The sequence below is a fragment of the Ciceribacter sp. L1K23 genome, assembly GCF_018122705.1.
GTDB lineage: Bacteria > Pseudomonadota > Alphaproteobacteria > Rhizobiales > Rhizobiaceae > Allorhizobium.
This window is the reverse complement of the sequence record NZ_JAGRRC010000001.1, coordinates 2,864,876-2,877,407: the sequence shown is the minus strand read 5'-3', so window position 1 is coordinate 2,877,407 and position 12,532 is coordinate 2,864,876. Positions and strand designations below refer to the sequence as shown.

13 protein-coding genes are annotated in these 12,532 nt (G+C 62.7%); 12 read left to right on the top strand and 1 reads right to left on the bottom strand.

The features are described 5' to 3' along the window. Positions 1–8: 8 nt before the first annotated feature. From J5J10_RS13885 to J5J10_RS13830, 12 genes are all read left to right on the top strand, one after another. Positions 9–560, top strand: coding sequence for a LemA family protein (locus J5J10_RS13885; RefSeq protein WP_208548563.1), 552 nt, complete (start codon positions 9–11; stop codon positions 558–560). A gap of 28 nt (positions 561–588) precedes the next feature. Next, positions 589–1,839, top strand: coding sequence for a 3-phosphoshikimate 1-carboxyvinyltransferase (locus J5J10_RS13880; RefSeq protein WP_211930334.1), 1,251 nt, complete (start codon positions 589–591; stop codon positions 1,837–1,839). 87 nt (positions 1,840–1,926) lie between these two features. Then, positions 1,927–2,076: a hypothetical protein gene (locus tag J5J10_RS13875; protein WP_211930333.1), complete on the top strand. Its 150-nt coding sequence runs from the start codon at positions 1,927–1,929 to the stop codon at positions 2,074–2,076. 112 nt (positions 2,077–2,188) lie between these two features. Further along, positions 2,189–4,114, top strand: coding sequence for a DUF2207 domain-containing protein (locus J5J10_RS13870; protein WP_211930332.1), 1,926 nt, complete (start codon positions 2,189–2,191; stop codon positions 4,112–4,114). Positions 4,115–4,124: 10 nt separating this feature from the next. Continuing rightward, positions 4,125–4,685, top strand: a complete 561-nt coding sequence (locus tag J5J10_RS13865; RefSeq protein WP_211930331.1) for a hypothetical protein — start codon at positions 4,125–4,127, stop codon at positions 4,683–4,685. 104 nt (positions 4,686–4,789) lie between these two features. Next, complete coding sequence (glyS, locus tag J5J10_RS13860) at positions 4,790–6,943, top strand: glycine--tRNA ligase subunit beta (protein WP_211930330.1); 2,154 nt, start codon at positions 4,790–4,792, stop codon at positions 6,941–6,943. 105 nt (positions 6,944–7,048) lie between these two features. Beyond that, on the top strand, positions 7,049–7,300 hold the full coding sequence (locus J5J10_RS13855) for a type II toxin-antitoxin system ParD family antitoxin (RefSeq protein ID WP_211930329.1): 252 nt from the start codon (positions 7,049–7,051) through the stop codon (positions 7,298–7,300). Continuing rightward, positions 7,293–7,592, top strand: coding sequence for a type II toxin-antitoxin system RelE/ParE family toxin (locus tag J5J10_RS13850; RefSeq protein WP_211930328.1), 300 nt, complete (start codon positions 7,293–7,295; stop codon positions 7,590–7,592). The genes J5J10_RS13855 and J5J10_RS13850 overlap by 8 nt, the downstream gene beginning before the upstream one ends. A gap of 4 nt (positions 7,593–7,596) precedes the next feature. Further along, positions 7,597–8,094 (top strand): DUF523 domain-containing protein, encoded by a 498-nt coding sequence (locus tag J5J10_RS13845; RefSeq protein WP_211930327.1) that lies wholly within the window; start codon positions 7,597–7,599, stop codon positions 8,092–8,094. Between the two features lie 77 nt (positions 8,095–8,171). After that, entirely contained in the window at positions 8,172–8,801 is a 630-nt protein-coding gene (locus J5J10_RS13840; protein WP_211930326.1) for a TetR/AcrR family transcriptional regulator, read from the top strand. Between the two features lie 15 nt (positions 8,802–8,816). After that, positions 8,817–9,809 carry an MDR family oxidoreductase gene (locus J5J10_RS13835; RefSeq protein ID WP_211930325.1) on the top strand — a complete coding sequence of 331 codons (993 nt, stop codon included), beginning with the start codon at positions 8,817–8,819 and terminating at the stop codon, positions 9,807–9,809. 54 nt (positions 9,810–9,863) lie between these two features. Then, a complete protein-coding gene (locus J5J10_RS13830; RefSeq protein ID WP_211930324.1) occupies positions 9,864–10,523 on the top strand; it encodes a dimethylsulfonioproprionate lyase family protein in 660 nt (219 codons plus the stop codon). 74 nt (positions 10,524–10,597) lie between these two features. Here J5J10_RS13830 and J5J10_RS13825 read toward each other — a convergent pair whose 3' ends face one another. Then, entirely contained in the window at positions 10,598–12,430 is a 1,833-nt protein-coding gene (locus J5J10_RS13825) for a methyl-accepting chemotaxis protein (RefSeq protein ID WP_211930323.1), read from the bottom strand. Between the last annotated feature and the right edge of the window lie 102 nt (positions 12,431–12,532).

Genomic DNA, 12,532 nt, shown 5'->3' with positions numbered 1-12,532 from the left:
GTTCCTTCATGTATGTCACGCTTGCAATTCTGGTCGCAATCGCGCTCTACGCCATCGTCATCTACAACGGATTGGTGAAATCCAGGCAGATGGTCGAGGAAGCCTGGTCTGGTATCGACGTTCAACTGAAGCGTCGCGCCGATCTCATTCCGAATCTGATCGAGACCGTGAAGGGTTATGCTACCCACGAGAAGACGACGCTTGAGGAGGTTGTCGCCCTTCGCAACAAGGCGCAGTCGGTTCCGACCGGCGATGTCGAAGGTCGAGCCCAGGCTGAGGGGCTGCTCGGCCAGGCATTGGGCCGGGTGATAGCACTCGCCGAAGCCTATCCGGATCTGAAGGCCAACGAGAACTTCCTCGAATTGCAGCGCTCTCTTGAAACGGTCGAGGGCGAAATCCAGATGTCGCGTCGCTACTACAATGGAGCCGCACGCGATCTCAATGTCAGGGTCGAGAGCTTCCCGTCCAATCTGGTCGCTGGCCAGTTCGGCTTTTCCAAAAAGCCGTATTTCGAGATCACCAACGAGGCGGACCGCGCTGTGCCCGCCGTGAAATTCTAATTGCGGGATATCCGCTTCGAGACCACGCATGAAAACTGACAAGCTGACCATTGTTCCGCCCGGCGGCCCTCTCACCGGGCGTGTGAGCCCGCCCGGGTCCAAGTCGATCACCAATCGCGCCCTGTTGCTGGCCGGTCTTGCGAAAGGGACGAGTCGGCTGACGGGCGCGCTGAAGAGCGACGATACCCGCTATATGGCGGAAGCCCTGCGCGCGATGGGTGTGATTGTCGACGAGCCGGATGCCACGACCTTGGTCGTCACCAGCATGGGTGAACTGAAGCCCCCGGCCGGACCGCTTTTCCTTGGAAATGCCGGCACGGCCACCCGCTTTCTGACGGCAGCGTTAGCGCTGGGCAACGGACGCTACGTCGTCGATGGAGACGAACACATGCGCAAGCGGCCGATCAAGCCGCTGGTCGATGCTCTGAAATCGCTTGGTGTGGCGATCGATGCGCCCACCGGTTGCCCGCCTGTGACGATCGAGGCGACGGGTGCTTTCACCAGCAACCATGTGGTCATCGACGGTGGGCTCTCCAGCCAGTACGTTTCCGCCCTGCAGATGGCTGCCGCCTGCGGATCGGAACCCTTCACCATCGAACTTGCCGGCGCGGATATCGGCGCGCGTGGTTATATCGACCTAACGCTCGCCGCCATGCGGGCCTTCGGTGCGAAGGTCTCCCAGCCGACGCCCGCCTCGTGGCGCATAGAACCAACAGGCTATACGGCGACAGATTTCCACATCGAGCCCGACGCCTCGGCCGCGACCTATCTCTGGGGCGCCGAAGTCATGACCGGCGGCACGATTGACATCGGTACGCCTGCCGAGGCATTCACCCAGCCCGACGCGAAGGCCCATGCGGTGATCGCCGCCTTTCCGCATATGCCTGCTGTCATCGACGGCTCGCAGATGCAGGATGCCATTCCGACCATCGCGGTGCTCGCCGCCTTCAACGAGACGCCGGTGCGTTTCGTCGGAATCGCCAACCTGCGGGTCAAGGAATGCGACCGCATCCGCGCGCTATCGACCGGCCTCAATAACATCCGGCCGGGCCTTGCAACGGAGGAGGGGGATGACCTTATCGTCGCCTCCGACCCGGCGCTCGTGGGTCAGACCCTCCCTGCCGAGATCGACACCTTTGCCGATCATCGCATCGCCATGAGCTTCGCGCTCGCCGGCCTGAAAATCTCCGGCATCACGATCCTTGATCCCGGCTGCGTTGCCAAAACATACCCTGCGTACTGGGATGCCCTGTCCTCGCTTGGCGTCAAATATTCCTGATGTGTCGGGGAACATTCTGATCGTAAAGGCATTTTCCGCTGGCCTCGGCGCGCAAAGGCGTGCGCCGCATTTCAGGGGAGTATGTTCATGAGCCGCACCAACGGTCTTTATCTCGTCATCGGCGCTCTGGTCGTTGCCGTCATCGGCCTCGGCGCTTACGTCTATCAGGAAGAGACCGAGCCGAAGGGCGTCGAACTCAGCATCGGCAAGAACGGCATTTCCGTTGAGGAAAACTGACGGACGAGAAGGCGGGCCGCAACTCGCGGCCCAGCCTCTTTGAGGGTCTCGGTGGATGTTCCATCGCGCGACCCTCTCCCGTATAAGAAGACCTCCATCACGGAGGCATTTCATGAGAACGCTTTTCGGTCTGGTTCTGGCGCTCGCCGTCAGTCTTCTTCTGTCGCAGCAACCTGCGCTCGCCGAGGAATATATCCAGTCCTATCATTCCGACATTGCCATCAAGGATGATGCCTCGCTCACCGTGACCGAGACCATAACGGTCAACGCGGAGGGAAACGACATACGCCGGGGCATCTTCCGTGACTTTCCCTTGCGCACGAGAACGCAGGACGGCCGGCTGATCGATGCGGATTTCGAGCTGATTTCGGTCGAACGGGACGACGAGCCGGAAGCCTATCACACAGAAACGATCTCCGGCGGCATTCGCATCTACGCAGGCTCGGCGGACATCCTGCTCGAACCGGGCCTTCACACCTATCGCATCACCTACACCACCGACAGATGGATACTGCGCTACCATGACCAAGATGAACTCTACTGGAACGTCAACGGCACTGGCTGGCAGTTCCCGGTAAGGCGGGTTTCGGCGACCGTGACGCTGCCCGATGGTGCTCGTCCGACAGAAACCGATTATTTCACAGGAGGTTACGGCGAGGAGGGCAAGGGCGCCCGCGCGCGCAGCGAGGGAAATATCGCCCGCTTCGAGACGACGCGGCCGCTTGGGGCCAATGAAGGTTTGACGATTCTGGTGGGCATTCCCAAGGGTGTGCTGGCGGAGCCCTCGGATGCGCAGCAGCTGCGCTGGTTCTGGCGCGACTACGCGGCCGCCTTCATCGGCTTCGGCGGTCTCGCCGTTGTATTCTTCTATTATCTCCGATCCTGGATGTTCGTGGGACGCGATCCCGCCTCCGGTGTCATCGTTCCACGCTGGGACGCTCCGGATGGCCTCTCGCCGGCGCTGGTCAACTACGTCGACAACAAGGGCTTCTCCGGCGCCGGCTGGACCGCCTTCTCCGCCTCTGCCATCGATCTTGCAGTGAAGGGGTATGTTGAATTGGATGACCTCGACAGGGAGGTCACCATCAGGCGAACCACGAAACCGGTCCCCGGCGACCTTCCGGCAGGACAGCGTGCGCTGCTCAAGGAGGTCGACGCTGCCGGCGGTATCTTCATGATCGACAAGGAAAACGGCCCGGCGGTCCAGAAGGCCGGCAAGCGGTTCCGTGACGCGATCGAGCGCGAACATCGCGGCAAGTACTACAAGCACAATGCCGGCTATGTGTTCGGCGGCGTGGCGATCAGCGTCGTCTTCCTCGTCGCGCTGTTCTTCTTCGGCAATATTCCGGAGGATTCCGTACCGCTTATGGTCCTCCCGATCTTCTTCTCCGCCTTCTTTGGTTTCTTCTCGATCAATGTCGGTCAGAGTTTTCGCCGTGGACGATCGCTTGCCTCCCGTATCGTCTCGGTTCTCATGATCGCCTTTTTCGGGTTCGCGGCGATCTCCACCGCTGGGACGATCGTCCTGACTGTTATCTTCGAGGTCATTGAGGCAGGCGGGCTTGCAGCGCCGATCGCGGTCGCTGGCATCGTGCTGTTGAATGTCGTCTTCTACTTCCTGATGGGCGCTCCCACCCCGCTTGGGCGCAAGCTGATGGACGGGATCGAAGGGTTGCGCACCTATCTGACGCTGGCCGAGAAGGACCGGCTGAACATGGCCGGCGCGCCGACCATGTCGCCGCAGCACTTCGAGACGCTCCTGCCCTATGCGGTGGCTCTCGGCGTCGAGAAGCCATGGACGAAAGCCTTCGAGGCCTGGCTCGCGACAGCTGCTGCCGGTGCCGCGGCCGCCACCGCCTACAGCCCCGCGTGGTATCACGGCGGCTCCATGGGCGATTTTTCAGACCGTATCGGCGGTTTTTCCTCCTCCATGGCGTCGACCATCGCGTCCACCATCCCGCAGCCGAAGTCGAGTTCCGGCGGTGGCGGCAGTTTCTCGGGCGGCGGTGGCGGCGGCGGCGGCGGTGGCGGCTGGTAGGCCAGCGGACATGATTATGACGAAGCGGGCCGATCGTGTTCTGGCTGTGATCGCGTTACTGGCGATCTTCATGCTGTTGGCGGCGTTCTTCAGCAGCGACCGCTTTTTCGAATGGGCGTTCGAGCGGCACCAGAACACGGCATCCTGGGCCGTTCGTCCGCTGCTTTTGCTGCCGCTTTGCTACAGCGCGTGGCATCGGTCGATGGCGGGCGTCATGCTGAGTGTCCTGGCGATCCTGTCATCCATGTTCTGGTTTCCGACACCGGATGAGGTACGGCCGGATGTCGAGACGTTCCTTGCGATGGAAAGAGCGGTGTTGCGAAATGGCTGGACGTCGTCCTCGATGGCCGGTTTGGCCGCGATCCTCCTCTATGCCACCGCGTTGATTGCCGCCTTCTGGCGTCGGTCATGGCGTCTGGGACTTGCGGTGGCGCTTCTCGGAGCTGCCGGCAAGATAGGGTGGAGCGTGGCCGCTAGCCCAGGGGCGGGCAGCGCGGTCGTCCCCTTCGCGCTCGTCGGTGTCACAGCCCTGGTGGCCGGCCTCCTGCTTTGGCGTAGGCTTTTGAACTAGCGGCCATCCGCCAGTCGCTGCGCATCCCCTCAGTTTCCCTTGGCTTTTCCCCCACGGCTTGCTAAGTCCGCCGCAACCCCAAGCAACCGACGAAGCTGTTTCCCATGCCCGATCTTCTGCTCGAACTCCGCTCCGAGGAAATTCCCGCCCGCATGCAGCGCAAGGCGGCCGGCGACCTGAAGAAGCTCGTCACCGACGCGCTGGTCGAGGCCGGTCTGCATTACGAGGGCGCCCGCGAATACTGGACGCCGCGTCGGCTGACGCTCGATATTCGCGGCCTTTCCGCCCGCTCGGCCGATGTCCGCGAGGAAAAGAAGGGCCCGAGCGTCAGCGCGCCGCAGCAGGCGATCGAAGGCTTCCTGCGCGGTGCAGGCCTTTCATCCATCGATCAGGCCGTGGTGAAGACCGACCCGAAGAAGGGCGATTTCTACGTCGCCTATCTCGACAAGCCGGGCCGCGCGGCGGAAGAAATCGTCGCCGAGGTCATGCCCGGTATCATCCGCACCTTCCCCTGGCCGAAGTCGATGCGCTCCGGCGCGGCCTCCATGCCGAAGGGCTCCAGTTACGCCGGGATTGAAGGCAAGGGTTCGGAAAGCCTGCGCTGGGTCCGCCCGCTGCAGTCGATTGTCTGCACCTTCGGCACCGAGCACGACGAAACCCAGGTCATCCCCTTCGAGATCGATAGCATCGTGGCCGGCAACGTCACCTACGGCCATCGCTTCCACGCGCCGGAGGCGATCACCGTGCGCCGCTTCGACGATTACGTCTCGAGCCTCGAAAAGGCGAAGGTCGTGCTCGACGCAGAGCGCCGCAAGCAGATCATTGCGCAGGATGCCGCGAACCTTGCTTTCGCCAACGGCCTGGACCTCGTCGAGGACGAGGGCCTGCTGGAGGAAGTGTCCGGTCTCGTGGAGTACCCGCACGTGCTGCTCGGCACATTCGAGAGCGACTTCCTGTCGATCCCGGCCGAGATCATCCGCCTGACGATCAAGACCAACCAGAAGTGCTTCGTCACCCGGCCGAACGGCGAGACGGACGGGCTCTCCAACCACTTCATCCTCGTCTCCAACATCGAGGCGAAGGACGGCGGCAAGGAGATCATGCACGGCAACGGCAAGGTCGTGCGTGCCCGTCTCTCCGACGCGCTGCATTTCTGGAAGCGGGACCAGGGCGACCTGCCGGACCTCGACACGCTGAAGCCCGCGGCCGCCAAGTTCGGCCTCGACCTCAAGAAGCCGCTCGACCAGCGCATGGCCAAGCTCGACGCGCTCAACGTCACCTTCCACGCGAAGCTCGGCACCCAAGGGCAGCGCGTTGAGCGCATCCGGGCTTTGGCGAGGGAGCTCGCCCCGATCCTCGGAGCCGACGCCGCGCTTGTCGACCGTGCCGTGGTACTCGCCAAGGCCGACCTGCGTACCGAGGCCGTCGGCGAATTCCCCGAACTTCAAGGCGCCATGGGCCGCAAGTACGCGCTGCTTCAGGGTGAGAACCCCTCCGTCGCCGCCGCGATCGAGGACCACTGGAAGCCGAACGGCCCGTCGGATCGCCTCCCGGAAGACAAGGTGGGGCTGACGGTGGCGCTGGCGGATAAGCTGGACACGCTCGTGGGTTTCTGGGCGATCGACGAAAAGCCGACCGGCTCAAAGGATCCGTATGCGCTGCGTCGTGCGGCGTTGGGCGTCGTGCGGATGGTCTTGGAACGCGGCATTCGCATAGGTCTGTCTTCTGTCGCAAAGGATCCCGACCTCCTCTCCTTCTTCCACGACCGCCTCAAGGTCTACCTCCGCGATCAGGGCGCCCGCCACGACATCATCGATGCGGTGCTCACCCACGAGGCCGATGACCTGCTGATGGTCGCCCGGAAGGCCGAGGCGCTCACCGCCTTCATCACCTCCGAAGATGGCATCAACCTGCTCGCCGGCACCAAGCGCGCCACGCAGCTTCTCGCCGCCGAGGAGAAGAAGGGGACGGTCGTCGCGGATGCCGTCTCCGAGGCGCTGCTGAAGCTCGACGCGGAAAAGGCGCTGTACGCGGCGATCAAGGTGGCGACCACGGAAGCGGCCGACGCTGTTGCGAAGGAAGACTTCCGCTCCGCCATGCAGGCGCTGTCGAAGCTGCGCGGCCCGGTCGATACCTTCTTCAACGATGTTCTGGTCAACGACGAGGACGCCGCCATCCGCGCCAACCGCCTAGCCCTCCTGAAGGCCATCCGCGAGGCGACCGGAACAGTCGCGGACTTCTCGAAGATAGCAGGCTAAGCATTCCAGGCCCCGCTTCGGTGGGGTCTTTCACGACCTGACAACCGTTTCGCGACACCGGCGACCTGTGATATCGTTCGGCCTCAGGCAGACGGAGACATCCGCATGAACAAGCCCGTTCAGGTCACCATCGCAGAACCTTACGACAGCTTCATCGACGCCCAGCTCGAAAGCGGGCGCTTCAGCTCGGCCGAAGAGGTGGTCGAGGCCGGCCTCCGACTTCTCAAGGAGGAGGAGGCCCGCGTGGAATGGCTGCGCAACGCGCTGATCGAAGGGGAGAACAGCGGGCCGTCCGTGCCCTTCGAACCCGAAGACCTGATGGCCTCGGTTCGCGAGAGATGGAAGAACCGTGGCTGAGGTTCGACTTAGTCCTGCTGCGCGGCAGGACTTTCTCGATATCGGCGACTACACCCGTGATCGTTGGTCCGAGATACAGGCCGAGCGGTACCTGAGGCAGATTCTGCGCATGATAGCCGAAATTGGCGCGCATCCGTTTTCTGGCGGCGAGGTGACATCCTTGAGAACAGGCTATCGTCGTCGTCGTTGCGGCTCGCATCTTATCTTCTATGTCATTCAGGAAGACGGCTTAGTCGAGGTCCTTCGCATACTTCACGAAAGAGCCGACACGCCGCACCACTTGGACGACTAATTTCATGCCCGCCAACATCCTCATCAGCGCCTGCCTGCTTGGTCGCCCCGTTCGCTATGACGGCAAGGGCAAGCCTCTGTCGCATCCCGCCATCGAGCGGTGGTCGGCGGAGGGCAGGCTGGTCGGCTTCTGTCCCGAGCAGGCCGGCGGCCTGCCAACGCCTCGTCCGCCCGCCGAGATCGAGAACGGCATGACGGGTGAGGATGTCCTCTCGGGACGGGCGCGCGTGATTGAGATCACGGGCGGTGACGTGACGGCGCAGTTCATCGCCGGCGGCAAAAAGGCTGTGGCATATGCTCTGGAGCGGGACTGTCGCTACGCCCTCTTGATCGACGGCAGTCCATCCTGTGGCTCCGGCTTCATCTATGACGGCTCGTTTTCTGGCGGCCGCCATGAGGGCAACGGCGTGACCGCGGCCCTTCTTCGCCGTGCCGGCATCGCCGTCTTTTCCGATCGTGAGATCGACCGGCTTGTCGAGCGGATCGACACAGCAGGTGACTAAACCGCCGGCGCACCCTTTATTTACTAGACTGTTTGGTCTAATAAATAGATATGAACCTGATCGCTCAGACAGAGACAATGGAAGACGCCGCGCAGCAACCGCGTCGGCGCGGCCGGCCCCGGCGTGACCTCGCGGATGCCGACGTTCGCCGGCGACTTATCAGGTCCGGTTTGATTTTCCTGACGGAGAAGGGCTATTCCCCCGTTGGCCTCGACGAAATCCTGCGCCATGCCGGCGTGCCCAAGGGCGGCTTCTACCACTACTTTTCCAGCAAGGCCGATTTCGGCCGCGTGCTGATCGCAGCCTATCATGCCTATTTCGCCGAGAAACTGGACCGCTGGTTCCTCGATGAAAGCCTGACGCCGCTCTCGCGCCTGCGGGCCTTCGTCGCCGATGCCGAGCAGGGCATGGCGCGCCACGATTTCCGCCGCGGCTGCCTGATCGGCAACCTCGGGCAAGAGATGGGTGCGCTACCCGAGGAGTTTCGCGACCTGTTGGTTTCCGCCCTCGATGGTTGGCAATCCCGCACCGCTCGATGCCTTCGCGCCGCGCAGGCGGAAGGCGAGGTCGCCAGCCGACACGATGCCGATGCCCTTGCTGCATTCTTCTGGATCGGTTGGGAGGGGGCGGTGCTACGCGCCAAGCTGGAACGCCGCGCTGATCCACTGTCGGCCTTCGCCGACGGTTTCTTCGCCATGCTCACCTGAACACGGGAGGTTCTGATGTTCGATGCAATCCTGATCGACAAGACCGAAGCGGGCCAGACGGTTCGCCTCACGTCCATGGATACGGCGCAACTGCCGGCTGGCGATGTATTGGTCGAGGTCGCGTGGTCTACCTTGAACTACAAGGACGCCCTGGCGATGACGGGGGCCTCGCCCGTCGTCCGCAGCTTCCCCATGGTGCCGGGGGTCGACCTGTCAGGGCTCGTTCTTGAAAGCGACAATCCCGCCTTCAATCCTGATGACCGGGTGGTGCTGAACGGCTGGGGTGTCGGTGAAAAACATTGGGGCGGACTTGCCGGCCGTGCCCGGCTCGACGGAAACTGGCTGGTGCCGCTGCCGGAAGGCATCACCCTGCGCCAGGCCATGGCGATCGGCACGGCCGGCTACACCGCGATGCTTTGCGTGATGGCCCTCGAAAAGCACGGCGTCACCCCGGAAAGCGGCGAAGTGGTGGTGACCGGCGCCGCCGGAGGCGTCGGCAGTGTTGCTGTGGCCTTGCTGGCGAAACTCGGCTACGACGTCGCGGCCGTGACCGGACGTCTGGATGAAACCGACTACCTGACCGGCCTCGGCGCCCGGACCATCGTCGACAGGGCTGAACTGTCCCAGCCGGGGCGGCCACTGGCCAAGGAACGTTGGGCGGGCGGCATCGATGTCGCCGGTGGCGTCGTCCTCGCCAATGTTCTTGCAGCCACCCGTTATCGCGGTACGGTTGCCGCCTGCGGCCTCGCCGGTGGTATGGACCTGCCGACGACGGTCGCACCGTTCATCCTGCGGGGCGTCACGCTTGCCGGTGTTGATAGCGTCATGTGCGCAAAGCCGGACCGCATCGCCGCCTGGCAGCGCCTGGCCAAGGATCTGGATTTCGACAAGCTTGATGCGATGGCCACGGAATTGCCGCTGGCCGACGTCATCGCTCGTGCGCCGGATTTCCTCCAAGGCAAGGTACGCGGCCGCGTCATCGTGCCCATCAATCCCGCGCTCAGATGAAGGCTGCCTGCCTCATTCCGACATTGCCAACCCCGTAGACGGATCTCCGCGCCGATGACACGCCGCCTTTCCGACATGCCCAACTGGACCTACCTGCTCCAGGAGTTCGAGGCGCTCTATCGCTTCGGTTCTGCCGGAGGCAGCAAGGCGATCCGCAGCCATCGCAAGCGCGTGCGCGAAATCCTCGCCGGCATCATCGACGCGGACCCGCCGCTTCTTGACCGTGAGCCGGTTTCGAAGCCGGTGGTCGCGCATTTCGGGCGCGCCATCGATCTGGGCAAGCGTAATGTGATGGCCAATTTCAGCCGGGCGCTGGAGCGATTGCAGGAAGAACTGACCTGGGAATATGGCTACGTGCGGGTGCCGAAGACGCTCGAACGCAAATACGCCTATTGCGAAGTTCTCGGACCGAAGGGACCGGTGAAGTCTGATGCGCTCATTCTCGGCTTCGTACTCTTCGCGCCGAACACGACCTATCCGCAACACAGTCACAAGGGTATCGAGGAAAGTTACCTCTCGATCGCCGGTGCATGGTCGGAAAATGATACTGCCGTCTACGCGCCGGGTTCGCTGATCCTCAACAAGGCCGAGCAAGAGCACCGGATCACGACCGGCGAAACCGAGCCCTGCCTGCTGGCCTATGCCTGGATCGGTCCAAGCGAGCGCCTGGCATCGCCCGGCATGACGTTCTCTGCCACCCGCAAGCCGAAGTGAGGAAAGACGGCGCCAGAACATAAAAAAGACCGCCGGAATTGCTCCCGGCGGTCTTCGGCGGTGGATACTCTTGATCAGCTGGCTCGACGCATCTGCTGGGCTGTGTTGTTAAGGTTGCTGGCGGACGAGCCGGAGACCCTGAAGCTGCGGATGAGGCTCAGCAGGTCGCCAGTGTCGTTGGCAAGCACTTCCGCCGAAGCGGTTGTCTCTTCGGCCATCGCCGCGTTCTGCTGGGTCGCCTGATCGAGCTGGTTCATCGACGACGAGATCGAGCGCAGAGTCGTGTCCTGTTCCTGGGCGCTGTGCGAGATCTTCGAGACGATGTCGTTGGCGCTCGCGATCTGATCGGAGATCCGTTTCAGCGCCTCGCCGGCTTCGCCGACCAGTTGCACACCCTGTTCTACCTGCTGCGACGACCGGGCGATCTGATCCTTGATCTCCTTTGCAGCGGCGGCGGACCGCTGGGCGAGTTCCCGCACTTCCTGGGCTACGACGGCGAAACCCTTGCCGCTTTCCCCAGCGCGAGCAGCTTCGACACCGGCGTTCAATGCCAGCAGGTTGGTCTGGAAGGCGATTTCGTCAATCACGCCGATGATCTTGGTGATCTCGGCGGAGGACTGCTCGATGCCGCTCATTGCGCTGATGGCGCGGCTGACGATCTCGTCGCTCTGGCGCGCCTCGGCGCTGACCGAGCCGACGCGGGTGGCCGCGTCGCGGGCGCCATCTGCCGTCTGGCGTACAGCGACAGTCAGCTCGTCCAGCGCGGCAGAGGTCTCTTCGAGATTGGCCGCCTGGCGCTCGGTACGGCTCGCAAGCTCGCCGGACGCGCGCCGGATTTCTTCCTTGGAGACGGCGATGTCATTGCCCTTGAGGTTGACGCGGGCCATCGCTTCTTCAAGACGGGCAAGGGCGTCGTTGAAGTTATCGCGCAGCGCCGCATATTTCGGTCCTAGGTCGGCACAGCGAACGGTCAGGTCGCCGTCCGCGAGCTTCTCAAGCGACTGGCCGATCGTCGAAACCACGTGCGCCTGCTGGCGAGCTTCGGCGAGCTGCGCCTCGGCATTCTGGCTACGCTCGCTGTCGAGTTCGCGCTTTTGTTCTTCCTGGCGGGCAGCCATGGCATGGCGTTCGCGTACTTTTTCCTGCAGCGACCGCGTTGCCTTGGCCATCATGCCCACTTCATTGCCCATCTCCGTGTGCGGAATGGCGATTGTCACGTTCTCGTCCGCGACCGCTTCGAGCGACCTGTGGATCGCGGCGAGAGGAACCGTAATCCCGCGAATGACGTACCAGGCGGCGGCGGCGAGCAGCAGCATGACAAAAAATCCGATACCTGAGGCTTTCAGGATCATATTGCGAATCTGGGCCTGGAGGTCGTCGACGTAGACACCGGTAGCGAGAACGATGCCCCAAGGCTCGAATGCTTTTGCGTAGGAACTTTTGAGATAGTTGCCCTCGGGCTGACCCGGCTTGACGGTGCTGTAATAGTCGACAATACCACCGCCCGCTTTACCCACGCTCACCATTTCGTCCCGGTACATATGCCCGGTCTGATCGGGCTTGCCCTTGCCGCTTTCTCCGACCTTGCTAGCAACGGGATGGATGCGCATCACCACGTCGTAGTCGTATGCGAAGACATAGCCATCGGGATTGTACCGTATGGTCGATACCGCCCGATACGCCTGTTCCTTCGCCTCTTCAGTGGTCAGCTCGCCCGCCTTTTCGCGATCATGGTAGGACTGCATGATGGAGAGTGCGGATTCCACTTGCGTCCGAAGCATCGCATAGCGCTCGGCATAGATCGAATCGGTCGCCATCTGGATCTGGTAGTAAATCAGACCGGCTGTGGCGACGACCATGCCTATGACCAGCAGGAAGAGCTGGCGGGAAATCTTCAGGTTTTTCATTGGTCGGCCTCGGAAGGGAGTAAGACGAAGGGCTGGCGACGTCCAATCATTTGACGTTTGCCAAAATTTGCATGGGCTCCGGGCCGTCATTGCCTCGTGCAC

Bases quoted from the DNA above. Each gene is read 5' to 3' on its own strand.
- J5J10_RS13830 (WP_211930324.1), top strand. From the start codon at position 9,864: ATGACACGCCGCCTTTCCGACATGCCCAACTGGACCTACCTGCTCCAG.
- glyS (WP_211930330.1), top strand. From the start codon at position 4,790: ATGCCCGATCTTCTGCTCGAACTCCGCTCCGAGGAAATTCCCGCCCGC.
- J5J10_RS13835 (WP_211930325.1), top strand. From the start codon at position 8,817: ATGTTCGATGCAATCCTGATCGACAAGACCGAAGCGGGCCAGACGGTT.
- J5J10_RS13855 (WP_211930329.1), top strand. From the start codon at position 7,049: ATGAACAAGCCCGTTCAGGTCACCATCGCAGAACCTTACGACAGCTTC.
- J5J10_RS13885 (WP_208548563.1), top strand. From the start codon at position 9: ATGTATGTCACGCTTGCAATTCTGGTCGCAATCGCGCTCTACGCCATC.
- J5J10_RS13840 (WP_211930326.1), top strand. From the start codon at position 8,172: ATGGAAGACGCCGCGCAGCAACCGCGTCGGCGCGGCCGGCCCCGGCGT.
- J5J10_RS13865 (WP_211930331.1), top strand. From the start codon at position 4,125: ATGATTATGACGAAGCGGGCCGATCGTGTTCTGGCTGTGATCGCGTTA.
- J5J10_RS13825 (WP_211930323.1), bottom strand. From the start codon at position 12,430: ATGAAAAACCTGAAGATTTCCCGCCAGCTCTTCCTGCTGGTCATAGGC.
- J5J10_RS13875 (WP_211930333.1), top strand. From the start codon at position 1,927: ATGAGCCGCACCAACGGTCTTTATCTCGTCATCGGCGCTCTGGTCGTT.
- J5J10_RS13845 (WP_211930327.1), top strand. From the start codon at position 7,597: ATGCCCGCCAACATCCTCATCAGCGCCTGCCTGCTTGGTCGCCCCGTT.
- J5J10_RS13880 (WP_211930334.1), top strand. From the start codon at position 589: ATGAAAACTGACAAGCTGACCATTGTTCCGCCCGGCGGCCCTCTCACC.
- J5J10_RS13870 (WP_211930332.1), top strand. From the start codon at position 2,189: ATGAGAACGCTTTTCGGTCTGGTTCTGGCGCTCGCCGTCAGTCTTCTT.